The 23,911-nt window shown below is 73.9% G+C and carries 19 protein-coding genes; 9 read left to right on the forward strand and 10 right to left on the reverse strand.

Translation table 11 applies throughout. The features are described 5' to 3' along the window. Window positions 1–82: 82 nt before the first annotated feature. Window positions 83–3,136 carry a helix-turn-helix transcriptional regulator gene (locus MTP13_RS18185; RefSeq protein ID WP_279399762.1) on the reverse strand — a complete coding sequence of 1,018 codons (3,054 nt, stop codon included), beginning with the start codon at window positions 3,134–3,136 and terminating at the stop codon, window positions 83–85. 275 nt (window positions 3,137–3,411) lie between these two features. Further along, window positions 3,412–4,056 (reverse strand): pyridoxamine 5'-phosphate oxidase family protein, encoded by a 645-nt coding sequence (locus tag MTP13_RS04085; protein ID WP_243569819.1) that lies wholly within the window; start codon window positions 4,054–4,056, stop codon window positions 3,412–3,414. 74 nt (window positions 4,057–4,130) lie between these two features. Between MTP13_RS04085 and pdxR the strand changes: the two genes are divergently transcribed. From pdxR to MTP13_RS04100, 3 genes are all read left to right on the forward strand, one after another. Then, a complete protein-coding gene (gene pdxR / locus MTP13_RS04090; protein ID WP_243569821.1) occupies window positions 4,131–5,591 on the forward strand; it encodes a MocR-like pyridoxine biosynthesis transcription factor PdxR in 1,461 nt (486 codons plus the stop codon). A gap of 100 nt (window positions 5,592–5,691) precedes the next feature. Next, window positions 5,692–6,180 carry a LysM peptidoglycan-binding domain-containing protein gene (locus tag MTP13_RS04095; protein WP_243569822.1) on the forward strand — a complete coding sequence of 163 codons (489 nt, stop codon included), beginning with the start codon at window positions 5,692–5,694 and terminating at the stop codon, window positions 6,178–6,180. A gap of 90 nt (window positions 6,181–6,270) precedes the next feature. Continuing rightward, on the forward strand, window positions 6,271–6,687 hold the full coding sequence (locus MTP13_RS04100) for a hypothetical protein (protein WP_243569824.1): 417 nt from the start codon (window positions 6,271–6,273) through the stop codon (window positions 6,685–6,687). A 15-nt stretch (window positions 6,688–6,702) separates the two neighbouring features. Here MTP13_RS04100 and efeB read toward each other — a convergent pair whose 3' ends face one another. From efeB to efeU, 3 genes are all read right to left on the reverse strand, one after another. Next, entirely contained in the window at window positions 6,703–8,022 is a 1,320-nt protein-coding gene (efeB, locus tag MTP13_RS04105) for an iron uptake transporter deferrochelatase/peroxidase subunit (RefSeq protein ID WP_243569825.1), read from the reverse strand. Between the two features lie 5 nt (window positions 8,023–8,027). Continuing rightward, complete coding sequence (efeO, locus tag MTP13_RS04110; RefSeq protein ID WP_243569826.1) at window positions 8,028–9,236, reverse strand: iron uptake system protein EfeO; 1,209 nt, start codon at window positions 9,234–9,236, stop codon at window positions 8,028–8,030. Between the two features lie 74 nt (window positions 9,237–9,310). Further along, window positions 9,311–10,162, reverse strand: coding sequence for an iron uptake transporter permease EfeU (gene efeU, locus MTP13_RS04115; RefSeq protein WP_243569827.1), 852 nt, complete (start codon window positions 10,160–10,162; stop codon window positions 9,311–9,313). A 139-nt stretch (window positions 10,163–10,301) separates the two neighbouring features. Between efeU and MTP13_RS04120 the strand changes: the two genes are divergently transcribed. Both MTP13_RS04120 and MTP13_RS04125 read left to right on the forward strand, forming a co-directional pair. Further along, the gene (locus tag MTP13_RS04120; RefSeq protein WP_243569828.1) at window positions 10,302–12,455 is read left to right on the forward strand and encodes a S9 family peptidase; all 2,154 of its coding nucleotides are present in this window, start codon (window positions 10,302–10,304) and stop codon (window positions 12,453–12,455) included. A 64-nt stretch (window positions 12,456–12,519) separates the two neighbouring features. Next, entirely contained in the window at window positions 12,520–13,833 is a 1,314-nt protein-coding gene (locus MTP13_RS04125; RefSeq protein ID WP_243569829.1) for an FAD-binding oxidoreductase, read from the forward strand. A 63-nt stretch (window positions 13,834–13,896) separates the two neighbouring features. On the opposite strand, the gene MTP13_RS04130 is transcribed toward MTP13_RS04125, so the two are convergent. From MTP13_RS04130 to MTP13_RS04140, 3 genes are all read right to left on the reverse strand, one after another. Next, window positions 13,897–14,490: a DUF1349 domain-containing protein gene (locus MTP13_RS04130; protein ID WP_243569830.1), complete on the reverse strand. Its 594-nt coding sequence runs from the start codon at window positions 14,488–14,490 to the stop codon at window positions 13,897–13,899. 3 nt (window positions 14,491–14,493) lie between these two features. Further along, complete coding sequence (locus MTP13_RS04135) at window positions 14,494–15,138, reverse strand: hypothetical protein (protein WP_189086734.1); 645 nt, start codon at window positions 15,136–15,138, stop codon at window positions 14,494–14,496. A 72-nt stretch (window positions 15,139–15,210) separates the two neighbouring features. Then, window positions 15,211–15,441: a hypothetical protein gene (locus MTP13_RS04140; RefSeq protein WP_229781849.1), complete on the reverse strand. Its 231-nt coding sequence runs from the start codon at window positions 15,439–15,441 to the stop codon at window positions 15,211–15,213. A gap of 51 nt (window positions 15,442–15,492) precedes the next feature. On the opposite strand from MTP13_RS04140, the gene MTP13_RS04145 reads away from it, so the two are divergent. Continuing rightward, a complete protein-coding gene (locus MTP13_RS04145) occupies window positions 15,493–15,993 on the forward strand; it encodes a MarR family winged helix-turn-helix transcriptional regulator (protein WP_243570916.1) in 501 nt (166 codons plus the stop codon). A 21-nt stretch (window positions 15,994–16,014) separates the two neighbouring features. On the opposite strand, the gene MTP13_RS04150 is transcribed toward MTP13_RS04145, so the two are convergent. Beyond that, the gene (locus tag MTP13_RS04150; protein ID WP_243569831.1) at window positions 16,015–16,932 is read right to left on the reverse strand and encodes an NAD(P)-dependent oxidoreductase; all 918 of its coding nucleotides are present in this window, start codon (window positions 16,930–16,932) and stop codon (window positions 16,015–16,017) included. A gap of 63 nt (window positions 16,933–16,995) precedes the next feature. Then, the gene (locus MTP13_RS04155) at window positions 16,996–17,811 is read right to left on the reverse strand and encodes a DNA/RNA non-specific endonuclease (RefSeq protein WP_243569833.1); all 816 of its coding nucleotides are present in this window, start codon (window positions 17,809–17,811) and stop codon (window positions 16,996–16,998) included. Between the two features lie 67 nt (window positions 17,812–17,878). Here MTP13_RS04155 and MTP13_RS04160 point away from each other — a divergent pair, with 67 nt between their 5' ends. The 3 genes from MTP13_RS04160 (at window position 17,879) to MTP13_RS04170 (ending at window position 23,846) form a co-directional block, all read left to right on the forward strand. Then, window positions 17,879–19,660 (forward strand): cation:proton antiporter, encoded by a 1,782-nt coding sequence (locus MTP13_RS04160; RefSeq protein WP_243569835.1) that lies wholly within the window; start codon window positions 17,879–17,881, stop codon window positions 19,658–19,660. 78 nt (window positions 19,661–19,738) lie between these two features. After that, window positions 19,739–19,963, forward strand: a complete 225-nt coding sequence (locus MTP13_RS04165; protein ID WP_243569837.1) for a hypothetical protein — start codon at window positions 19,739–19,741, stop codon at window positions 19,961–19,963. A gap of 184 nt (window positions 19,964–20,147) precedes the next feature. After that, entirely contained in the window at window positions 20,148–23,846 is a 3,699-nt protein-coding gene (locus MTP13_RS04170; RefSeq protein WP_243569839.1) for an efflux RND transporter permease subunit, read from the forward strand. Window positions 23,847–23,911: the final 65 nt, after the last annotated feature.

The raw sequence follows: 23,911 nt of genomic DNA on the forward strand, positions 1-23,911 counted from the left end.
ACCTCCTCGATCAGACTACGCCCGCTCGAACGGCGAACCGCCGGGGGTCGGCAGACTCCCAGCCGAGCGGGCGAACGGCGGGCTACGCCGGCGGCGCCGCCGCGAGCCCCGCGCGGTAGACCGCCTCGGTGCGGGTGGCCGCGCCGAGCTTGCGCAGGATGGCGGAGACGTGCACGCTCGCCGTCTTGCCGCTGATGAACAGCCGCTCGCCGATCTGCCGGTTGCTGAGCCCCTCGGCGATGAGGGCGAGCACCTGGCGCTCGCGGGCGGTCAGCTCGGCCGTGGCATCCGCCGCAGCGTCGACCGCGTCGGTCACGCCGGTCGCCCGACCCGCCCCGGCTCCCTCGAGCACGAGCCCCGCGGCGCTCGCGACGCGCACCACCGAGGCGAGCACCGCCCCGATGCCGTACCGCTCGGCCTCGTCGTGGGCGAGCTGCAGGCTCGCCTTGGCCGCCGGTCGCTCCCCCGCCTCGAGCTCGGCCTCGCCGAGCCGCAGCCGGGCGTAGGGCACGAGCAGGCGGAGCGCCCGCGGATCGTCGACGGCGTCGACGGCACGACGCCAGGCGCCGACGGCCTGTTCGCGGTCGGACTCGAGCTCCGCGTCGATCAGCGCGCCCCAGAGCGGGTGCAGCGGCCAGTGGGCGAAGCGAGCGAGCAGCGTACGCAGCCGGGGCTCGGCCGCCACGGCGGCGGCGAGCAGCTCGGCCTCGTCGGCGTTCGCGGCGGCGTGCCCGGAGCGGGCGGCGGCGATCGTGCGCGCGAGCGCCCAGGCGTAGGGCAGCCCGTAGCCGGCGATGGCGCCCTCGTGCTCGTCGAGCAGTGGCGCGGCCTCGCGCCACGCGGTCACGACATCGCCGTGCGCGAGCGCGATCTCGGTCGCCACGCGGCCCACGCTCTGCCGGGTCTGCAGCTCGACCTCGCCGACGGCGTTCATCGCGGCCCGGTTGGTGCGCAGCACGTGGTCGGCACTCGCGAGATCGCCGCGCCAGAGCTCAGCCCAGGCCTCGGCGCGCCAGAGGTAGATCTTGAACGGTTCGGGCGGATCGAGCGCGAGCGCCCGCTCGATGAGCTCGAGCCCACGCTGCCAGCGGCCGAGCGCGAAGAGCGGGTCGACGGCGTTCGAGGCCAGGATGACGCCGCTGCTGCGCTCGAGCCCGGTGGCCCGGGCCCGGCCGAGCCCCTCTTCGGCCAGCTCGATCGCGAGCTCGTAGTCGCCGAGCAGATGGTAGAGGTCGGAGGCGTTCACCCAGTAGCGGAGCAGCGCCGGGCCATCGCCCTCGGCGAGCTGCTTCGCCCGCTCGAGCTGCTCGGCCGCGCCGAGCGGATCTTCGAGGTGGGCGCGACTGACCGCGGCGATGTTCAACGCGACGGACGCGAGGCGCGGGGCGTCGATCGACTCCGCGAGCTCGAGCGCGCTCTGCGCCATCTCGGCCGCCTCGGGGAGCTGCCCGTCGATCATGTAGCGCCCGGCGAGCGAGGTGCGCACCGAGGCGCGCAGTTCGGCCGGGCCGTCGGGCCCGAGCACCTCGAGCGCCTCGAGCAGCAGCGGGATCGAGCCCGGTCGGCCGTCGCTGCCGAGCGTGAGCGCGCGGTCGCGCAGCAGCCTCGGATAGTTCGGGTCGTCGCGCGGGCACTCGGCGAGCGCCGCCTTGATCACGGCGAGGCTGCGGTCGTTCTCGCCCGCGTTGCGGAGGTGGGACGCCGTTCGCCCCATCAACTCGGTGCGGCTCATGCCCGCGATCTTGGCCGCACCGCCGCCGGCGGTCTCGCCATCCGCCCCGCCGTCGGCGGGCCCGCCGGACGTGGCCCCGTCGACCACGTCCCACAGCGCGAGCGCCCGCTCACCGAGCTGGGCGGCGGAGGCGAAGGCCGAGGCCGCCCTGGCCTCGCGCATGGCCTGCACCGTGGCGGGGAACGCCCGCATCGCGTCGTTCGCGCCGAGCCAGTGGTAGGAGATCTCGGCCGCGAGCCGGCGGCTGCCGGCGGCCGCGAGCGCCTCGTACGCCTCGGCGTACCTGGCGTGGAACCTGGACCGCTCGCCGGGCAGGATGTCGGCGAGGATCGCCTCGCGGACGAGGGCGTGCCGGAAGCCGTACTCCTCGCCGTCGACGACGAGGACGCCGCCCAGCACGGCCTCTCGCGCCGCCTCGTCGAGCTCGTCGTCGCCGCCGCGGAAGACCCGGGTGAGCAGAGGGTGCCCGACCCGCACCCCACCGGTCGCGATGAGTCGGAGCAGCTGCTGCGCCTCGTCGCTCAGCCGTTCGTACCGGGCGAGCAGCAGGTCGCGCAGGGTATCGGGCAGCTGGCCCTCGTCGGTGCAGCCGTCGAGCCCGACGACCTCTTCGACGAAGAACGGCACACCGTCGCTGCGGCGGAAGAGCGTGTCGAGCAGCGCCTCGTCGGGCGAGCTGCCGGCCAGCGAGGCGGCGAGCTCGCGCACCTCGTCGCGCGACAGCCGGGACAGCTCGCGACGGTCGACCCAGCGGTCGCGCTCGAGCTCGGTGAGGAAGGGGCGCAGCGGATGCCCGCGCGTCACGTCTTCGCTGCGGTAGCTCAGCAGCAGCATCACCCGGCTGGCCGTGAGCGCGCGCACCAGGAAACGCAGCAGCCCGAGGCTCGCCGGGTCGATCCAGTGCAGGTCTTCGACCACGAGCACGACCGGCCGCTCGCGGGACACCGTCTCGAGCAGCACCGCGACGGCCTCGTGCAATTGCCCGCTCGCACCGGGACCGCCGGCCACCGCGGGCACCGGCTCGCCTGGCGCGCCGGACTCGGCGAGCTCGGGCAGGAGTGCCACGAACGCCGCCCGCCCCGGGCCGACGGTGTCGAGGGCGCGTGCGGCACCGATGTCGGCGACGAGGCTGCGCAGCGCCGCCTTGATGGGCGCGTACGGCGCGGCCACGGTGCCGAGGTCGACGCACTGGCCGACGATGACCCGGGCGGTGGTGATGGGGCCAGGTGATGCGCCCGACCCCACGCGGGCCGCGAACTCGCGGATGAGGCGGCTCTTGCCGATGCCCGCCTCGCCCCCGACGACGACCGTGCGGGGCATGCCCGCCTCGGCCTCGCCGAGCAGCCCGTCGAGCCAGGCGAGCTCGGCGTCGCGGCCGATCATGGCGCTGGCGGAGGTGGTCACCACTTCATGCTGCCACGCGCCACCGACGGCGGGCCCGTGCTCCGCTGTCAGCGGATCGGCGATCGTCACGAAGTGCGAGCGGCGGCGCGCTCCTCGGCGGCGCGGCGCAGTTCGAGCACCTGCTCGGCGCGTCGCAGATCGGCGGCGTAGGTGCTCGTGGCGAGTACGGCGTCTGCGAATTCCATGGTCTTCTCCCCTGTTCGGTATCTCGAGCCTCGCGACTGAGGTACCGGTGGGGCATCCGGCGATCGCCCTATTCCTGCGAGCGAGGCACCTCAGACGCCCGTGAGCCGGCGCACCGACTCGGGGAGCGGGGTGCCCGCGGGGGTGAGCGGCGAGGGCTCGGGCTCGCCCCAGGCCCGGCCGAGCGGCACGACGCCGGCCCAGGCGAAGTGGTCCTCGCCGTCGTCGCTCGATTCGCCGACGCCGGCGGCCCGGGCCTTCATCACGAACTCCTCGATCGGCAGCCGGAGGGCACGAGTGGCTGCGTACTCCTTCTTCGTCGTGTCGCGCACCTCGGCCGGGCGGCCGGGCATGAGGTGGGCCGAGAGCGCGACGAGCGCGTCGTGCTCTTCGGCCTCGGGCACGGTCTCGAGCACGCCGTAGACGACGGCGCTGCGGTAGTTCATGGAGCTGTCGAACAGCGAGCGGGCGTAGACCAGCCCGTCGAGCGAGGTCACCGCGAACGCGACGGTCGCTCGCTCGGCCGCCGCCCGCAGCGCGAAGCCGCCGCCGGTGGACCCATGCAGCAGCAGCGCGTCGCCGACCCGGGCGTAGGCCATCGGGATGACGAGGGGCTGGCCCTCGGCGACGACCGCGAGGTGGCCGACGAGCTCCTGATCGAGCAGAGCGTCGAGTTCGGCGCGCTCGTGGCGCTGACGCTCGGGCATGCGGCGGACGCGGCGGGGGGAAGCACTCATGCAGGCAGTCTCGCCCGCGCACTGGTACCGTGTGCAGTCCAGTTCTCAGCGATTCACACAGACCAGTTGGAGCCATGGCCGAGCCGCTTCTCCTCCTCGATCGTCGAGCGGGCGCGGGACTCGTCGCCCAGTTGGTCGCGGCCCTCCGGCGCGACATCCTCGACGGGCGCCTGCGCGCCGGCGACCCGATGCCGTCGACGCGCGGCCTCGCCCGCGAGCTCGCGATCGCCCGCAGCACCGTCGTGGCCGCCTACGAGCAGCTCGCAGGCGAGGGGTATCTGGAGCTCCGGCAGGGTGCCGCGACGCGGGTCGCCGAGCTGGAGCCGCGGACGGCGCAGGCCCCCGCCGCCGAATCGGATGCCTCGGCCGCCCCCGCTGCCGCCTCGCCCGTCGCCCGGATCCCCCTCGCCGACCTCTCCCCCGGCGTCCCCTCCACCGCGCGGCTCGACGAGCGCGCGTGGCGGGCCGCATGGCGGGCGGCCGCCGCGCATCCGCCGTCCTGGTCGCCGCCGCCGCTCGGCGTCCCCGCCCTGCGCGCCGCGATCGCCGAGCACCTGCGGAGCGCCCGCGGGGTCCATTGCTCACCCGAGGACGTCGTCGTGGCCGCCGGCACGAGCGAAGCGCTCGCGCTCGTGGCGCGGGCGCTCGTCGCACTCCGCGGCGAGGCGGTGCGCATCGGGGTCGAGGACCCCGGCTACCCCGCCGGACGCCGGGCGCTCGAGCGGCACGGGGCCACGCCGGTGCCGCTGCCCCTCGCCGACGGGGGCCTCGAGCTCGCCGCGCTCGAACGCGCCCTGCAGCGGCGCGGCCGTGGTCGGCTCCACGCCGTGATGGTCACCCCCAGCCACCAGTACCCCCTCGGCGGCCGACTGCCCGTCGCCGATCGGCTCGCGCTCCTCGAGCTCGCGGCCCACGCCGACGCCTTCGTCGTGGAGGACGACTACGACAGCGAGTTCCGGCACACCGGTGCTCCGCTTCCCGCGCTCGCCTCGCTCGACGGCGGCGAGCGGGTCGTGCTCGTCGGCAGCTTCTCCAAGGTGCTGACCCCCTGGCTGCGGCTCGGCTACCTCGTGCTGCCCGCGCACGCCGGCCTGCGCGCCGCCGTCGCGACCGCGCGCGCGGAGCTCGACACCCCGGTCGCCGGGCCGGTGCAGCTCGCCGTCGCCGACTACCTCGACCGCGGTGCGCTCCGCCGGCACATCGCGGCGACCCGCCGCGAGTACACGCACCGGCGGCGCCTGGTGCAGGACGCGCTCGGCGACCTCGACCCCGAGCGGGCCCGCCTCACCGCGATCGACGGCGGCCTGCACGCCGTGCTCGAACTCCCGGACCGGGCGGCGGAACGCGCCCTCGTCGCGCGCCTGGCGGAGGAGGGCGTGATCGTCGCCCCGCTCGCCCAGTACGCGGTGGGCGGCGATCGCGGCGCCGGACCGGCCGGCGTCGTGCTCGGCTACGCGGGTGTCGGCGATCTCGCGCTGGCCGCCGCGCTCGAGCGGATCCGTGCGGCGCTCGAGCGCGGGCGGGTCTCCGATTGAACAGGCCGGAGGGTGTGTTCCACATTCTCGCCGCGGCGTCCCCACCGGCGCCGCCCGAGGGCTAGGCTGACCGAGCCCACCGGATCGATGAGGAGCCCTCGTGAGGCCAGTCCCCAGCATCACTCGGCGACGCCGCACGCTCGGCGCCGCCGTGATCGTCCCGCTCGCGATCGTCGGCTTCGCGGCCTGCGCCCCGGCCTCGCCGCCGCCCGCCGAGACCGTCGTCGTCACCGTCACGGCCACCCCGACGCCGACGCTCACTCCGACGCCCACCGCGCCGGTCGCGGCGCCCGAGCCGCCGCCGGCGCCCGAGCCCGTGCCGAACGAGCCGGCGCCCGTCGTCGAGCCGGGGCCGGCGGTCGACCTCGGTTCGATCCCGGGCGCCACCGGCACCCCCGTGCTCGACGGCGACGGCATGCCGATCCGGTACACGGTGGTCTCGGGCGACAGCTTCTTCGACATCGCGCAGCGCTTCGACCTGCCGCAGCAGCAGCTGCTGCGCATGAACCCGCAGATCCACGACTTCGGCGAGGCCGTGTACATCGGCGACGAGCTCAACCTCGACTGGACGAAGACCGGCCTCGGCTGAGCGCGAGCGCCGATCGCGGAGCGCCGATCCCGAGCGCGAGCGCTGAGCGCGAGGCAGGCCGCGCGCAGCCCGCTCCGGTAGCCTGACCGGGTGCCGCCCGCCCTCGCCCTCGACTCCCCCGTCGTCGTCCTCGAGCCGTGGAGCCCCTGGCCGCTCGTCTTCTCCGGCATCGTGCTGCTCGCCGGAGCGGTGCTCGCCATCGCCGGACGCGAGCACCGCTGGATGCGCGACCTCGGCTACGTGCTCGTCGTCGCCGGGCCGCTCTCGGGGCTCGCGATGCTCGGCTTCCTCTCCGGCAACTGGGACCAGGGGCAGCGCCGCGACGCGATGATCGAGATCGGCTACGAGCAGCCGCGGTTCTCGGGCGGCGAGGGCATCGTCGGCGGCACGCTCGGCGCGATCGACTTCACGGCCGTGCGCGACGGCGCAGAGGTCTCCGGCCAGCTGCAGCCGCTCGGGGGCGACCGCTGGGCCGTCGTCGAAGGCGCCCGCTCCACGCAGGAGTAGCCGCACCGCGGCGGCTCAGTCGAACAGCCGCTGCCCCACGAACTCGCCCTCCGCCACGCCGCCCGGCACGGCGAAGATCGCCGAGCCGACGTGCTTCAGGTACTCGTTCAGGCCGTCGGCCGCGAGCGAGGTCTGCACCCGCACGAACTGCTCCGGCGATCGTTGGAACGACAGGAAGAACAGCCCGGCGTCGAGGCGGCCGAGCGCATCGTTGCCGTCGACGAAGTTGTAGCCGCGCCGCAGCAGGCGCGCGCCGCCGTTCATGGTCGGGTGCGCGAGCCGCACGTGCGAAGCCGGGTCGATCAGCGGGGTGCCCGTCGCGCCGGACGCCTCGAAGTCCGGCTCGGTGAACTCGGTGCCCCCGGAGAGCGGGGCGCCCTCGCCCTTCGAACGGCCGACGAGCTGCTCCTGCTCGCCGAGCTGCACGCGGTCCCAGTTCTCGATGACCATGCGGATGCGCCGGGCCACGAGGTACGAGCCGTCGGCGAGCCAGGCCGGCTCGTCGCCCGGCTGCACCCAGACGTGCTCGTCGGCGACGCCGGGCTCCTCGGCCTTGATGTTCGCGGTGCCGTCCTTGAAGCCGAAGAGATTGCGCGGCGTCGTCTGCGCCGTCGACGTCGAGGAGGTGCGACCGAAGCCGAGCTGCGACCAGCGCAGCGTCGCGCGCCCGAAGGCGATCCGGCTGAGGTTGCGGATGGCGTGCACGGCGACCTGCGGGTCGTCGGCGCACGCCTGGATGCAGAGCGCGCCGCCCGTGCGCGCGGGTTCGAGGGCGTCGCCCTGGAACCGCGGCAGCGCCACGAGCTCGGACGGGCGACGGGCCGCGAGGCCGAACGGGTCGCCGCCGTCGGCGGTCTCGAAGAGCTCGGGCCCGAAGCCGAAGGTGATCGTGAGCCCGGAGGCGGGCAGGCCGAGCGCCTCCCCCGTGTCGGCCGGCGGTGCGTAGTCGGAGCCGCCGACCGCGCCGCCCTCGGCGACCTCGAGGCCCTGGCTGAGCCGCGCCGCCGCCGCCGTCCAGTCGGTGAGCAGCCCGATGAGGCCCTCGCGGTCGAGCCCGGCGTCCGGGTCGAAGACGGCGAAGTGCAGCCGGTCCTGCGCGGGCGTGGTGATGCCGGCCTGGTGCGCCCCGTAGAAGGGGAACACGGATGCGCCGGCCGAACCGCCGCCGTGGGTGCCCGCCGTGAGGGCCACCCCCGCCGTCGCCGCGCCGCCCGCGAAGCCCGCCGCCGCACCGGCCGCACCGGCTCCGAGCAGGCCGAGCAGCCCGCGGCGGGAGACGCCGCGGGACTCGGGCACGGCCCGCTCGGGTTCGGTGGCGCCGTCCGGCTCGGTCATCGCGATCAGACTCCGAGCACCGTGGCGGTGAGCTGCGACAGCGGCTCGGCGAGCGCGTTCACGCGGTCGCTCAGGGCCTTCTTGTCGGCATCCGTCAGCGTCGCGTAGTCGACGAAGCCCGCGTCGAGCGATCCGTACTTCGCCAGCTCGTCCTCGAGCGCGCCGAAGCGCTCGTCGATCTCGCCCGCGAGCGCCGTGCCCTCCTCGCCCTTCGACTCGGCGAGCGCGCGCACCGCGCCGAACGCCACGCCGGCGCCCTGCACGTTCGCGGCGAAGTCGGAGAGGTCGGTGCCGCTCCACCAGTCCTCCTCGCCGGTGATCTTGCCGGAGGCGACCTCGTCGAGGAGGGCGATGGCACCGTTCGAGATGTCGGCGAGCGAGACCGTGAATCTCTGCTCGGTGACCAGCTCGTGCAGCTGGGTGACGTCGGCGACGAGCCCGTCGGCGTAGGCCTTCCGCTCCTCGGGGGTCGAGGGGGCCCAGTCCTTCAGCGCGTCCTGCCCGTCGGAGTTGAGCTCGCCGGGCTTCGGTGCCCAGAGGTCCTTCTCGATGCGGTGGAAGCCGGTCCAGTCGAGGCCGTCGGCGACGGCGTCGACCTCGCGGAAGTCGATCTTCGGGTCGAGGTCGCCGAAGGCCTCTGCGGTGGGCTCGATGCGCTCGTAGGGCACCCGGGCCTTCGCGAACAGGGCGCGCGCGGCCTCGTCGTCGCCGGCCGCGTAGGCGTCGGCGAGCTGCTGCACGAGCGGCAGGAGCTCGGAGGACTGCGAGCGCACGTAGGCGAGGTACTCGGTGACGGCCTGGTCGCTGAGCTCCTGCTCGTCGGCGGAGACGGCGGAGGCCTCGCCGGTCACGGTGAACTCGGCGAGGCCGACGGGGGCGCCGACCTGCTGGAACTTGCACGCGGTGTAGTACGTGCCCGGTTCGAGCTGGGCGGTGAAGGCGACGGTCTGACCGGGCGTGACGTTCTCCTTCTCGCCGACGATGCGGAGCTGGTCGTCGGCGAGGATCTCGAACTCGTTGACGTCGCTGCCCGAGTTGGTGAGCGAGAACGTGACGGCGCCCGCGGGCGCGGTGCCGGTCGCGACGGCGCAGGCGTCGTCGGTGATGTCGACCGCGATCGCCTGGGCGAGCTCGGACTTCGCGACGCAGCCGGTCAGGGCGAGCGCGGTGAGCGCGGTCGCGGCGACGGCGACGGGCAGGGCACGGCGGGTCATGGATGCTCCAAGGGTCGGTGAACGGAACTGGATGGTGCTGGCGACGTCGGTCGGCGAGCCGACGGCGTCGTGGGTCAGCCGGCCGCCGCGGCGGCCTGGGCGGGCGGCGCCGCGGCCGCGGTGTGCCGGCGGCGCAGCATCACGAGGTAGAGCGCCATCGTGATCGCGACGTACGCGATCCAGCCGATGACCTGCGCCCACGTGGGCTCCGGGGTGAAGTTGAAGATGCCGCCGAGGATGGTGTCGAGCCAGCCGCCGGCGGGGATGACCTGGGTGAGGCTGTAGGCCGGGGTGCCCCAGCCGGGGATCACCGAGGCCTCCTGCAGGTCGCCGATGCCGTAGGCGAGCACGCCGGCGGCGACGAGGATCAGGAACAGGCCGGTCCAGGTGAAGAAGGCGCCCAGGTTGAAGCGCACGAGGCCCTTCGAGATGCCCCAGGCGATGACGATCGCGGTAGCGATGCCGGCCACGGCGCCGAGCGTGCCGAGCACGGGGTCGCTCCCGCCGGCGACGTTCGCCCACACGAACAGCGCGGTCTCGACGCCCTCGCGGCCGACCGAGAGGGCCCCCAGCAGCACGATCGCCCAGGAGGAGCGCTCGATCGCGGCATCCACCTGACCCCGCAGCTCGCTCGAGAGGGTGCGGCCGTGGGTGCCCATCCAGAAGATCATCCAGGTCACCATGGCGACGGCGAGGAGCGAGAGCACGCCGCCGAGGATCTCCTGCGCCTGGAACGTCATCGCGTAGGGACCCCAGGTGAGCGCGGCGCCGACGCCCAGCGAGACCGCGACGGCGATGCCGATGCCGATCCACAGCCGGCCGAGCAGGTCGCGGCGGCCGGTCTTGCCGAGGTACGCCACCAGGATGCCGACGATGAGTCCGGCCTCGAGGCCTTCGCGGAGGCCGATCAGATAGTTGGCGAGCACGGGCGTCTCCCGGGTCTTGGCGGAGGATCGCTCTGATGAGAGCAGCTAAGGCTAACCTAAGTGGGCTACCGCGGCGAAACGGATTCTCAGCTTCGGATGCGGCGGGTCGGGGAAGCCGCCTCGGGGGTAGCGTGGGGACGTGCTCACTCCGCCCGTGACCCCCAAGCGCCCGACCCAGCGAGAGCACCACGGCGACGTGGTGGTCGACGACTACGAGTGGCTGCGTGAGAAGGACGATCCCGAGGTGCTCGCGCACCTGCACGCCGAGAACGCGTACACCAAGGCGAAGACGGATCATCTCTCGCTCCTCACCGAGCAGGTGTTCGAGGAGATCCGGGCGCGCACGAAGGAGACCGACCTCTCCGTGCCGACGCGCGAGGGCGAGTGGTGGTACTTCACCCGCACCCGCGAGGGCGCCGAGTACGGCATCCACTGCCGCGTGCCCGCGGCCGGCCCCGACGACTGGGAGCCGCCCGTGCTGCCCGAGTCCGGCGGCGAGGCACTGCCGGGCGAGCAGCTGCTGTTCGACGAGAACGCCGAGGCCGAGGGGCACGAGTTCTTCGCGCTCGGCAGCTTCGACGTCTCCGCCGACGGCGCGCTGCTGCTCACCGGCGTCGACGTCGAGGGCGACGAGCGCTACGAGCTGCGCATCCGGGCGATCGACGGCTCCGGCCGCACCTTCGACGACGTCATCCCGGGCACCTCCGGCGGCGCCCTGTTCGACCCCAGCGGACGCTTCGTCTTCTACGCGACCGTCGACGAGTCCTGGCGGCCCGACACGATCTGGCGGCACGAGGTCGGCACCGAGGCATCCGCCGACGTGCAGGTCTTCACCGAGCCGGACGAGCGCTACTGGCTCGGCGTCGGGATGACCCGGAGCCGCCGCTTCCTCGTCATCGAGGCGGGCTCGAACATCACCAGCGAGACCCGCCTGCTCGACGCCGACGACCCGACCGGCGAGTTCCGCGTCGTGTGGCCGCGCCGCGAGGGCGTCGAGTACGACGTGGAGCACCTCGTCGCGGGCGGGCGCGACCGCCTGCTCATCACGCACAACGACGGCGCGCCGAACTTCGAGCTCGTCTCGGTCGCCGCCGACGACCCCGAGGGCCCGCGGCGCATGCTGCTGCCGCACGACCCGGCCGTGCGGCTGGAGGGCGTGGATGCCTTCCGCGACTTCGTCGCCGTCGAGTACCGCCGCGGCGGGCTGCCCAGGGTCGCGATCGCGAAGGTTCCCGCCGCCGGCATCCCGGAGGGGGCGACCGCCGACGACACGCTGCACGAGCTCGCCTTCGACGAGGAGCTCTTCGCCGTCGGCGTGCGCGGCAACCCGGACTGGGCGCAGCCGCAGCTGCGCATCGGCTACACGAGCTTCGTCACGCCCTCGACCGTGTTCGACGTCGTCGTCGCCACCGGCGAGCGCCGACTGCGCAAGCGTCAGCCCGTACTCGGCGACTACGACCCCACCCGCTACGTGCAGCGCCGCGAGTGGGCGACGGCCGAGGACGGCACCCGCGTGCCGATCTCGCTCGTCTACCGGCACGACCTCGTGACCCCCGGCACGCCCGCGCCGACCCTGCTCTACGGCTACGGCTCGTACGAGCACTCGATCGACCCCGGCTTCGGCATCGCCCGGCTCTCGCTCCTCGACCGCGGCATGATCTTCGCCGTCGCGCACGTGCGCGGCGGTGGCGAACTCGGCCGGCACTGGTACGAGGACGGCAAGAAGCTGCGCAAGAAGCACACCTTCAGCGACTTCGTCGCCGTGGCCGAATACTTGAGCGACGAGGGCTGGACCGCGCCCGACCGGCTCGTCGCCCAGGGCGGCTCGGCCGGCGGCCTGCTGATGGGCGCCGTCGCGAACCTCGCGCCCGGCGCGTTCAGCGGCATCCTCGCCGAGGTGCCCTTCGTCGACCCGCTGACCTCGATCCTCGACCCCTCGCTGCCGCTCACCGTCATCGAGTGGGACGAGTGGGGCGACCCGCTGCACGACCCCGAGGTGTACGCGTACATGAAGTCGTACGCCCCCTACGAGAACGTGCGCGACGGCGAGCACGGCGGGCGGCACTACCCGCCCATCCTCGCCGTCACCTCGTTGAACGACACCCGGGTGCTCTACGTCGAGCCCGCGAAGTGGGTGGCGCGGCTGCGCGACGCCGGCGCCGAGCCGCTGCTGCGGATCGAGATGGCGGCCGGGCACGGCGGCGTCTCCGGGCGCTACGCCTCCTGGCGGGAGCGGGCGTTCGCCTACGCCTGGGTGATCGACCGGGCGAAGGCGCACCCGAGCGGCGAGTAGCGGCCTGGTTCGCTGAGCTCAGCGCTCCGTGCGGACGTCGGCGGTCGGTGGCACACTGGCGCGCATGGCGATCCTCGCAGCGTTGCAGCAGGTCCTTCCCGGTCGCGCCTTCGGGCCCGGCGACTCCGAGTACGACGCCGGGCGCGCAGTCTTCGCCGGCGTCGGCTCCCCCGAGGCGGTGGTTCGCCCGGCGAGCGCCGAGCACGTCGCGGCCGCCGTCCGCGTCGCCGCCGAGCATGGCGTGCCGATCGCGGTGCGCTCGGGCGGTCACGGCAGCGAGCCCGTCGACGGCGGGCTGGTCATCGATCTCGCCGAACTCGACGGCGTCTCCCTCGGCGAGGGGCGCCTCGTGACGGTCGGCGGCGGCGCCCGCTGGGGCGACGTAGCCGCCGCGCTCGAACCCGTCGGCCTCGGCGTGAGCTCCGGCGACACCCGCGACGTCGGGGTCGGCGGCCTCACGCTCGGCGGCGGCATCGGCTGGCTCGTCCGCCAACAGGGGCTCACGGTCGACGCGCTGCGCGCGGCGGAGCTCGTGACGGCGGCGGGCGAAGTGCTGCGGGTCGACGCCGAGCAGCACCCCGAGCTGTTCTGGGCGATCCGCGGCGGCGGCGGCAATTTCGGCGTGGTCACCTCCTTCACCTTCGAGGCCGTGCCGGCCGACGGGCTCGCGGGCGGTCATCTGCGCTTCGCCCAGGCGGATGCCCCGGCCGTAATCCGGGCCTGGCGCGAGGTCGTGCGAAGCGATGAGGCGCTGAACTCGACGCTGCTGGTCTTCCCGCCGTTCGCCCCCGAGGTGCCGGCTGGTCCGATGGTCGCCGTCGCCCGGCGCGGCAGCGAGGCCGAGCTGCGCGAGACGCTCGCGCCGCTGCTCGCCCTCGACTCGCTCGAAGAGACGGTGCTCGGGCCGGTCGCCTATTCCGAGCTGCTGGAGGACGCCCCGCCGGGCAAACCGCCCTTCCGTTTCGTCGGCGGCAACGGCTTCGCGTCCGAGCTCGACGACGCATTGCTCGAGACCTGCCTCGCGGCGCTGGCCGGCCCGGCGCCCACGATGCTGCTGCTGCGCACGCTGGGCGGCGCGTTCGGGCGGGTGCCGGCCGAGGCGACGCCGATCGCCTTCCGCGACGCCGAGACCTTCGTCGTGGTCAACGCGGTGCTGCCGCAGGACGCCCCCGAGCAGCAGGTCGCCGAGCTCCGCACGCTGCACGAGGGCGTACTCGGCAGACTCAGCGGGGTCTACGGAAACTTCTCCGAGGAGCGCGGCGAGCACGTCATCCGCGCCATGTACCCGCCCGAGACGCTCGCCCGGCTGCGCCGGATCAAGGCCGAGGTCGACCCGCAGCGGCTGTTCCGGCACGGGCACGCGATCGCGCCGGCGTAGCCGCGTTTTGGTTCGCTGAGCTTGTCGAAGCGCAGCGTCGGCTCAGCGAACCAGCCGACGAGCTCAGCGAACCAGCGGCGGGTCGGCGTGCAGCTCGGTGTCGGCCGCTACGCGCCGCCAGGCGGTGAAGGTCACCTCGAGACCGTCGCGCGAGGGCGCGCAGACCATCGGGCCGGCCGTCGCGTCCGCCGGGAACGGCGTCACCCGGAACGTGCGCCACGGGCCGTCGTCGGCTCGGGCGCGAAGCACCACGGCGTCGGCGATCCGGCTCGCGCGGATGGTCACGACCCGCCCCGCCCATTCGGGCACCGGCGCCATCGACCAGTCCGAACGGCCATCGGTGACGACCGCCCCGAGCTGGGGCACGCCGTCGCTCAGCTCCACGCCCGCTTTGACCCAGCGCTCCGGGCCGGCGACGAGCATGAGCCCGGCCTGGTCGTAGAGCTCGCTGAGCGAGGCGCTGTCGAAGGAGACCTCGATCGCGGCATCCGCCGGCCACTCGCCCAGCAGCGCGTGCCCGTCGTCGTGGACGAAGCCGTACAAGGTCTCGCGCCAGTAGTCGCTGCCCTCCAGCGCCCGCACGACGAGCGCGTCCCCGCGCTGCTCGGTCGAGGCGGGTTCGCGGGTCCAGCGGCCGTCGCTCCAGGGGATGCGCATGGGTCAGCCCACGTATCCGTGGAACGGGTCCTCGCGCTCGGCGCGCTTCAACTCGGCCGTCTCGACGGCGCGCTCGAGGTCCTCGAAGAGCTCGCGCATGCGCTGCGGGCGGGCGAGCTCGTACTCGGCATCCACCTCGATCTGCGGCCACTCCCGGTCGAGGCGGGCCTCGATCGCACCGGCGACGTCGTTCCACGCCTCGTCGCGCGCGCGGGTGGCGAACTCGCGCAGGTACTCCGGGTCCTCGCGCAGCTCCCAGAGCCGCTTCGCGACCGAGGTGTACACCTTCTCGCGGCGGCGCAGGTTGCCGGTGTCGGCGCGGCGGTAGTCGTGCTGGTGCTTCGCCTTGCCCTCGCGCTTCGCGGCGGTCTCGCGGTCCTCCGCGGAGAGTTCGGCGGTGGCGTCGGCCTGCTGCACCAGTTCGTACAGCACCTCGCGCGCGGCGGCCGCGGCGCGGTCGTCGTCGTAGCGCTCCTCACCGCGAAGGGCCTCGACCACGAAGCGGTTGCGGAGCGTCATCCGGCCCGCCGACTCGGCGAGCATCACGCCCTCGTCGATCATCTCCTCGACGCTGGGCGGCTGGACCTCCGGCAGGGCGGCACGATCGAACGGCTTGAACTTCGGACGCCTCCGACGGAACCAGCGCATGCGGGCTCCCTTCCGACTCCGATGCCCGCCTTCGAGCCTAGCGGCGGGAGCCGGGACGATGGGAGGGCGCGATCAGCTCGGGCAGTGCAACTGGGTGCGCTCGCCCGAACGGTCGATGTCGTGCTCGGACATCGGCTTGCCGCACAGCGGGCAGGCCGGCGGGCGCTCGGCGACCGGCTCCTCGTCGTAGGGCCCCAGGGGCGGCGGCCCGATGTACGGCAGCAGCTTCGCGTTGAGCTTGTCGATGAGGCCCGCATACCCCCGTCGGGGCGAATCGCCTGCGGGGTGTTCTCTTCGTGTCACAATCATTAGTGTACTAATTATTAGCTCATGCGCAATACTGGAGGGGTGACCATGCAGGAGCAGCGCGCGAGCGACGACCGCACGGATGCCTCGATCGTCGAGGTCGACGGCGAGCCCATCGACCTCCTGGCCCTCGAGAATCAGGTCTGCTTCGCCCTCGCCGTCGCCGCCCGCGGCGTGATCGGGGTCTACCGGCCGATCCTCGAGCCGCTCGGCCTCACCCACCCCCAGTACCTCGTGATGCTCGCCCTGTGGCAGCGCAGCCCCCGCACCGTTCGCGACCTCGGCGCCGCCCTCCAGCTCGAGCCCGCCACCCTCTCGCCGCTCCTGAAGCGCCTCGAGGCGCAGGGGTACCTGACCCGGCAGCGCAGCGCGAAGGACGAACGGGCCCTCGACGTCGACCTGACCCCCACGGGCCGGGCGCTCCGCGAGCAGGCGCTCGGCATCCCGCCGCAGGTCGTCGACCGGCTCGGCATGAGCCTGGAGGAGCTCGGCTCGCTGCGCGACCGGCTCGGCGAGGTCATCGACGCCGTGCAGCGCGGCGAGCGCTGAGCACGCGGAGCAGCCCCCCGCTCAGGCGTGCGGGTCGAACCCCGCGATGCGCCCGTCGGGCGAGGCGAACTTCGCGATGAGGCTACAGTCCTTCGCACCGTAGCCCTCCCCGATCAGCCGCTCGAACTGGTCGAGCGCGATCCGCGCCGCCGGCGTGCGCACCCCGGCCGCCCCGGCGGCCTCGACCGCGAAGGAGAGGTCCTTCTCGGCGAGCGCGGCCGTGAACGTCGCATCGAAGTTGCGGTTCGCCGGGCTCGTCGGCACGACGCCCGGCGCGGGGTACCAGGTGCGCAGCGGCCACGACTCCCCCGACGAGACGGCCGCCACCTCGAAGAAACGCTCGGGGTCGAGCCCCAGCGATGCGGCGAGCGCCGCCCCCTCGGCGACGCCCAGCAGTGAGACGAAGAGCATCAGGTTGTTCGCGAGCTTGGCGGCGATGCCGCTCGTCGCCCCGCCGAGCTCGAAGACGTGCCCGGCGAAGGGCTCGACGAAGCCACGGGCGAGCCGCGTCGCCTCGGCCTCGCCGCCGAGCATGACGGTGAGCGTGCCGGCCGCGGCGCCGGCGATGCCGCCGGAGACGGGCGCGTCGACGAAGCGGATGCCTCGGGCCGCCGACAGCTCGTGGCACCAGCGCGAGGTCTCGACGTCGACGGTGGAGGTGTCGAGCAGCAGCGCCGAGGCGGGCCCGGTCTCCCAGACGCCGCCGGGGCCCTCGTAGACGGCGCGGACGTGCTCGCTGCGCGGCAGGGAGGTGAAGACCGCCTCGGCCCCGGCGACCGCCTCGGCGATGGACGCCGTGACGCGCACGCCCCTGGCCGAGGCATCCGCCGTGGCCTCCGGGGCGACGTCGAAGCCGCGCACCTCGTGGCCCGCCGCGACGAGGTTCGCCGCCATCGGCGCACCCATGTGCCCCAGCCCGATCCAGGCGATGACCGACATGACAACCTCCCGACCCCGGTGTCGATGTGCTCACTCCCACGGTACGCCTGACGGGCCGGAGTGCTACAGCAGCAGCTCCTCGGGCCCGGAGAGCTCGCGCCAGCCGCTCGCGGCGACCGCCCGGGGCATCCGGTCGGCGGCGACGAGCTGCGGCATCGCGAGCCGGGCGAGCTCGGCGATCTCGGCGATCGGCGCCTGGAAGGTGCGGAAGCCGCCGAGCTCGGGCAGGGCGCCCGCCTCGCGCGCGACGAGCGACGCGATGAGCGCGGACTGGTCGAGCACGAAGCCCGCGGCCGCGAGCCGCTCGCCGCGCAACCAGGCGACGACCTTGAAGAAGCGGCGGGGCAGGCGGATGCCCCGGTACGGCGGGTCGTCCAGGGCGAGCACCGGCGCCGTGAACACGCTGAGCCGCAGCCGCTCGGTCTCGCCGAAGGCGAGCACGTGGTCCTCGAGGCCGAGCCAGAGCTCCTTCGACTGGTTGAAGCCGGCGGCCTGCGGGGCGGCGTTCGGGTAGTGGAAGGTGTCGGACTCGGCGCGGGCGGCGACGGCCGGATCGCCCCAGACCGGATCGCGGCGGCGCACGAGGTGGCCGCGGTCGAGGGGGTTGTCGGCGTAGACGGCGGGGCCGGTCTGCCAGTCGGCGGGGATGCGGGGGTCGAGCCGCCAGCGGTCGCCCGAGCGTTCGCGCTCGACGAGCTGCGCCCCGTCGAGGTTGACGCCGGTGACCCTCGCCAAGCGGCGCCGCTGATCGAGCCGCACCGAGAAGTGCACGTAGTCCAAGAGCACCGTGTCGGGCTCCGCATCTGGCTGCGCAGCGTCGAGCGGCAGCGGAACCGGCATCGGCAGCTCGCCGCCGAGGAAGTCCGTCTCGTACCCCATGCCCCCAGCCCAGCACACCCCGCCGACGTCGGTGCGGCGGCCGGGCGCGGCACGGCAGAATGTCCCCATGGATCTGCTGCTGGCCGCCGTGCTCGCGCTCCTCGCCATCGCCGCGGCGACGGCGTTCGCGCCCAAGCTCGGCGTCGCCGCGCCGCTCCTGCTCGTGCTCGTCGGCCTCGGCGTCGGGCTCCTGCCGATCGTGCCGGCCTTCGAGGTCGACCCGGAGTGGATCATCGCGGGCGTGCTGCCGCCGCTGCTCTACTCGGCCGCCGTGTCGATGCCGGCGATGGAGTTCCGCCGCGACTTCGGGGCGATCAGCGGGCTCTCGGTCGTGCTCGTCGTGGTCACCTCGGTGCTGCTCGGCCTGCTCTTCGCCTGGCTCATCCCCGACCTCGGCATCCCGGCCGGCATCGCGCTCGGCGCGATCGTGAGCCCGACCGACGCCGTGGCCACCTCGATCGTGAAGCGGCTCGGGGTCTCCCCGCGCGTCGTCGCGATGCTCGACGGCGAGAGCCTGCTCAACGACGCGAGCGCGCTCGTGCTGCTGCGCTCCGCGATCGCGGGCATGGCGGCGACCGTCTCGCTGTGGAGCGTCGCGGGCTCCTTCGTGTACTCCGTCGTGCTCGCCGCCGTGATCGGCGTCGTCATCGGCTGGGTGAACCTGCGGGTGCGCGCCCGCGTGATGAACCCGACCGTGAACACCGTGATCTCCTTCACGATGCCGTTCCTCGCCTCGATCCCCGCCGAGCACTTCGGCGCCTCCGGGCTCGTCGCGGCGGTGGTCGCGGGGCTCATCACGGGGCGCGGGGCGGCGAAGTTCCTGAGTCCGCAGCACCGGCTCTCCGACGCGCAGAACTGGCGCACGGTGGAGCTCGTGCTCGAGGGCGCCGTGTTCCTGATCATGGGGCTCGAGCTCACCGCGATCGTCGACGACGTCGAGACCGCGCACTCGGGCGCCTGGCACGCGGCGGGCCTCGCAGCGATCGCCCTCGCCGCGACGATCCTGATCCGGGCGGCGTACGTCGCCCCGCTGTTCGCCGGCCTCGCACGCCGGGCGAGGCGCGCCGAGACCATCCGCGAGTTCATCCGCACGAAGCAGCAGACGCATCCGGGCGCCGCGATCCCGGTGCACCCGAAGGCCTCCCCCGCGCAGGCCGATCGGATGCGCTCCATGTTCCGCCGCCGGGTCGCCGACATCGACTACTACCTCGACGAGCGGCTCGGCTGGCGCGAGGGCACCATCGTCGTCTGGGCGGGCATGCGCGGCGTCGTGACGCTCGCGGCGGCGCAGACCCTCCCCTCGGACACCCCGAACCGCTCGCTGCTCGTCTTCATCGCCTTCCTCGTCGCGATCGGCTCGCTGCTGATCCAGGGCGGCACCCTGCCGTGGCTGGTGCGCTGGGTGATGCCCGCCCGCGACCCGGAGGACGGCGCCGCCGAGCGCCGCGAACTCCGCCACGTGCTGCAGTCGGCGGCGATGGCGGAGCTCGCCGACTCGGAGGACCCCGCCATCCGCGCCATGGCCGAGCGCATGCGCGCCGCCTGGCGGCTCTCCAATCAGGAGGGCGTCGGCGAGGACGCCGACGACGAGCTCGCCGAGGTCGAGGGCGCGGATGCCCCGGTGGAGGCCGCCCCGACGCCCGAAACCGAGCCCGGGCCCGACGACGCGCAGCGCCGCCTCGTCGATCCCGAACGGGTGCGCGAGCTGCGTCTGCGGATGATCCGCGCGCAGCGCGACGCCCTGCTCGACGCGCGCGACGAGGGCCGGTTCAGCGCCGCTTCGCTGAGCGCGGCCCTCGAAGACCTCGACGCCGAGCAGATCAGCATCGAGCTGAAGGCGATCGAGTAATCCGCGGCGCGATCCGCGTCATGATCCCGCCGCATCCGCATCCCTCCAGTAGGCGCATCGCGAACGGAGGGAGACCGGATGGCCCGCCACCTCGAGTTCGTCTTCGGCCCCCTGGGCGAGGAGACGCGGCTGCCCTGCGCGTGCGCCAGGGACGGCAACCATCTGCGGCCCACCTCCGTCGACCGCGTCGGCGCCCTCGACCCCGAGTCGCTCGCCCGCGCGGAGCGGCTGCGGGCCCGGCGCCGCGGCCATCGGCGCCGCTTCCGCTTCGAGCTCTCCCCGCCGGCCCGGCACGCCGCCTGAGCATTCGCGACGCCCGTCATCCCGCGGGAGTCGTCCCGGGGTACCACGCATCTCCCTCGCCCGGCTGATGCCCGACCCCCGCCTCGCCGAGTGAACTGGAATCATCGCCCGGCGCGGCCTCTGCCCGGCGCGCTCGTGCACCGATGCCCGCTCCATCCGGCCGTGCCCCCGACCGGAGATCGCCATGACCTTCCTGACCCGAGCCAGCCTCGCCAACCGCGCCATCGTCGGCCTCATCACCATCGCCATCGCCCTGCTCGGGCTCGTGGCGATGGGCTCGCTCCGCCAGGAGCTGATGCCGCCGGTGAAGTACCCCGGCGCCTTCATCTCCGTGCAGTCGCCGGGCCTCGCGCCCGAGCAGATGGCCGAGGTCGCGACCGAGCCCGTCGAGCAGTCGCTGCGCTCGGTCGCCGGCATCACCGAGGTGACCTCCGTCTCCAGCACGGGCTCGGCGCAGATCTCCGTGACGTGGCCCTTCGAGCTCGACGCCGACGAGACCGAGCGGGCCATCCGCTCCGCCGTCGACGGGGCGAAGGCCGCGCTGCCGCAGGGCGCACGGATCGACGTCATGTCGGGGTCCAGCAGCGACATGCCGGCGATGATGTTCACCGCGGGCTCCGCCGGCGACCCGGTCGCCTTCGCCGACCAGCTCGAGCAGACGGTGCTGCCGGCGCTGCGCTCGGTCGACGGCGTGCGCGAGGCGGCGCTGTCGGGGCGCGAGGAGCAGCGCGTCGAGGTCGCGATCCGCCCGGCCGACCTCGAGCGGCTCAAGGTCGAGGCCGCCTCGGTGCTGCAGGCGCTGCAGGCGAACGCCGCCGTGCAGCCGGCCGGTCAGGTCGAGGGCGCCGAGGGCGCCGTCTCGGTGACCGTGGGCCCCGGCCTCGAGAGCATCGAGGCCATCCAGGCGCTGCCCGTGCAGGTGCAGGAGGGCTCGGTGCGCGTCGGCGACGTCGCCGACGTCTCGCTGCAGTCCGTCGCCGCGACGAGCATCTCGCGCGTGAACGGCAAGCCCGCGCTCACCATCCAGATCACCCCCGGCTCCGGCGCGAACGTCGTCGACATCTCGCACGGCGTGCAGGCGCAGCTCGACGGCTTCACCGAGTCGCTCGGCGCCGAGTTCGTCACCCTCTTCGACCAGGCTCCGTACATCGAGCAGTCCATCCACGACCTCTCGGTCGAGGGCGCGCTCGGCCTGCTCTTCGCGGTCATCGTGATCTTCGCGTTCCTGCGTTCGTGGCGCTCGACCGTCATCGCCGCGGTGTCGATCCCGCTGTCGCTGCTGATCACGATGATCGGGCTCTGGTGGAGCGACAACACCCTGAACATCCTCACGCTCGGCGCCCTCACCATCGCGATCGGCCGCGTCGTCGACGACTCGATCGTGGTGATCGAGAACATCTCGAGACACGCGGAACGGCGCGCACCGACCCCGGCCGACATCGTCGCCTCGGTGAAGCAGGTCGCCGGCGCCATCACCGCGTCGACCCTGACGACGGTCGCGGTGTTCCTGCCGATCGCCTTCGTCTCGGGCCTCACCGGTCAACTGTTCCGCCCCTTCGCCATCACCGTGACGATCGCGCTGCTCGCCTCGCTCGTCGTGGCGCTCACGATCGTGCCGGTGCTCGCGTACTGGTTCCTGAAGAACCGCGCGGCGAAGCGGGACGCGACGGCGGATGCCTCGACGGCCGCGAACGTCGCGACCGAGCCGGATGCCGACCACGACGCCCCGCTCGACGCGGCCGCCGTGGCCCGGGCCGAGATGCGGAGCCCCGAGGACCGGCTGCAGCGCAGCATCATGCCCGCGCTCGGCGCGACCCGCCGGCATCCCTTCGTCACCCTCGGCGCCTCGCTCGTCGTCCTCGTCGCGACGCTCGCGCTCAGCGTCGTGATCCCGACCGACTTCCTCGGCGAGTCCGGCCAGCAGAGCCTCACGCTCGAGCAGACGCCGAAGGACGCCGTCGACCTCACGACGCGAGCCGAGGCCGCCGAGCCCGTCGAGCGCGCGCTCGGCAAGGTCGAGGGGGTGCGCGACGTCGTCGCCGCGATCCCGGCGCAGTCGAGCACGGCCGGCGAGCCGGCCAGGATCAACTACGACATCCTGCTCGAGGAGGGGGCGAAGGCCGACGCCGTCCGCACTCGCGTCGAGCGCGCCCTCGAGCCGCTCGGCGACCCGGAGCAGTTCGAGCTGACCGCGGTCGACACCAGCGGCTTCGGCGGCGGCGGCATCGAGCTGCGCGTGCTCGGCAACGACCCCGTCGCCCTCCGCGAGGCGAGCGACGCGCTCGTGACGTCCCTCGAGGGCGAGCCCGGCGTCGAGAAGGCGACGAGCAGCCTGTCCGGCGAGCAGCCCGTCGTCCGCGTCGTCGTCGATCCGGCCAAGGCGGCCGCACTCGGCTTCGACCAGCAGCAGATCGCCCAGGCGATCGACGCCGCCCTGAGCGGCACGCCCGCGGGCACGCTCATGCTCGAGGGCCGCGAGCGCGACATCGTGATCCGCACCAGCACCGTCACCGGTGGCGCGGCCGGTGTCGCCGAGCTGCTGCTGCCGGTGACGCCGAAGCAGACCGCTGCGGCGCAGAAGGCGGCCTTCGACAAGCTGAAGGCCGAGCAGGAGCAGCAGGCGGAGAGCGCGCAGGCCGAGGCCGCGAACGCGCTCGAGCGGCAGATCGCCGACGCGCAGTCGGCGCGGGGCGAGCTGCGCGATCAGCTCGCCGCCATGCGCGGACAGCTCGCCGCGCTGCGGGCCGCGCCCATCGTGCCGGCCAAGCCCGGCACGCCGCAGGAGGAGGCGAACGCCGCCGCCGTCCGCGAGCGCCAGGAGCAGCTCGCCTCCCTCGAGTCCGCCATCGCGCAGACCGAGCAGGGCATCGCCGCGAGCGACGAGCAGGTCGAGCAGCTGCGCGAGGCGCAGAGCGACGCCGCCGAGCAGCGCGCCGAGGCCGAGCGGATGGAGCAGGAGCAGACCTCCGCCGGCGAACTCCGCGGCACGCCCGTGCGGGTCGCCGACGTCGCCGCCGTCACCGAGGAGCGCACCGCCCCCTCAGTGAGCCGCATCGGCGGCGAGCGCGAGGTCGCGATCTCGGTCACCCCGAAGAGCGGGGCGCTCGACGCCGCGAACGCGGCCGTCACCGCGGCGATGGCCGAGGTGACTCTGCCGAGCGGCGTGCACTACGAGGTCACCGGCGTCTCCGCCGAGCAGGACGAGGCGTTCGCCCAGCTCGGCCTGGCGATGCTCGCCGCGATCGTGCTCGTGCTGTTCGTGATGATCGGCACGTTCCGAAACCTCCGGCAGCCGATGATCCTGCTCGTGTCGGTGCCGTTCGCGGCGACGGGCGCCCTGCTCGGGCTGTTCCTCACCGGGACGCCGCTCGGCCTGCCGGCCCTCATCGGCCTGCTCATGCTCATCGGCATCGTCGTGACGAACGCGATCGTGCTGATCGACCTCGTGAACAAGCTGCGCGAGGGCGGCGCGACGCTCGAGGACGCGGTGCGTCACGGGACGCGACTGCGCCTCCGCCCGATCCTGATGACCGCTGCGGCGACGATCTTCGCCCTCCTGCCGATGGCCTTCGGGCTGACCGGCGGCGGCGTGTTCATCTCGAAGCCGCTCGCGATCGTCGTCATCGGCGGACTCATCTCCTCGACGCTGCTCACGCTCGTGCTGGTGCCGATCCTGTACCTGCTGTTCGAGCGCGGCCGCGACCGTCGGATGGCCCGACGCGCCGAGCGCCGTGAGCGCCGAGCCGCCCGCCGCGACGGCGGCTCGGGCACCGGGTCCGCCGACGGCGGATCGCAGGACGGCGGCCTGAGCGACGACGGACCGGGTTCCGGACCGGGCACGGGGGTTCCCGGGCCGGGCCTGCCGTCGCCGACGGCCGGCTGAGGGCGGTGCCGGGCAGCATTGGGGGCTGCCCGGCACGGCGCCCCGCGCACGCACCGGATGCGGCT

The sequence above is a fragment of the Agromyces soli genome, from assembly GCF_022811605.1.
In the GTDB taxonomy this organism is placed as follows: domain Bacteria; phylum Actinomycetota; class Actinomycetes; order Actinomycetales; family Microbacteriaceae; genus Agromyces; species Agromyces soli.

Bases quoted from the DNA above. Each gene is read 5' to 3' on its own strand.
- MTP13_RS04085 (WP_243569819.1), bottom strand. From the start codon at position 4,056: ATGAGTGCTTCCCCCCGCCGCGTCCGCCGCATGCCCGAGCGTCAGCGC.
- pdxR (WP_243569821.1), top strand. From the start codon at position 4,131: ATGGCCGAGCCGCTTCTCCTCCTCGATCGTCGAGCGGGCGCGGGACTC.
- efeB (WP_243569825.1), bottom strand. From the start codon at position 8,022: ATGACCGAGCCGGACGGCGCCACCGAACCCGAGCGGGCCGTGCCCGAG.
- efeO (WP_243569826.1), bottom strand. From the start codon at position 9,236: ATGACCCGCCGTGCCCTGCCCGTCGCCGTCGCCGCGACCGCGCTCACC.
- MTP13_RS04125 (WP_243569829.1), top strand. From the start codon at position 12,520: ATGGCGATCCTCGCAGCGTTGCAGCAGGTCCTTCCCGGTCGCGCCTTC.
- MTP13_RS04130 (WP_243569830.1), bottom strand. From the start codon at position 14,490: ATGCGCATCCCCTGGAGCGACGGCCGCTGGACCCGCGAACCCGCCTCG.
- MTP13_RS04135 (WP_189086734.1), bottom strand. From the start codon at position 15,138: ATGCGCTGGTTCCGTCGGAGGCGTCCGAAGTTCAAGCCGTTCGATCGT.
- MTP13_RS04145 (WP_243570916.1), top strand. From the start codon at position 15,493: ATGCAGGAGCAGCGCGCGAGCGACGACCGCACGGATGCCTCGATCGTC.
- MTP13_RS04150 (WP_243569831.1), bottom strand. From the start codon at position 16,932: ATGTCGGTCATCGCCTGGATCGGGCTGGGGCACATGGGTGCGCCGATG.
- MTP13_RS04155 (WP_243569833.1), bottom strand. From the start codon at position 17,811: ATGGGGTACGAGACGGACTTCCTCGGCGGCGAGCTGCCGATGCCGGTT.
- MTP13_RS04160 (WP_243569835.1), top strand. From the start codon at position 17,879: ATGGATCTGCTGCTGGCCGCCGTGCTCGCGCTCCTCGCCATCGCCGCG.
- MTP13_RS04165 (WP_243569837.1), top strand. From the start codon at position 19,739: ATGGCCCGCCACCTCGAGTTCGTCTTCGGCCCCCTGGGCGAGGAGACG.
- MTP13_RS04170 (WP_243569839.1), top strand. From the start codon at position 20,148: ATGACCTTCCTGACCCGAGCCAGCCTCGCCAACCGCGCCATCGTCGGC.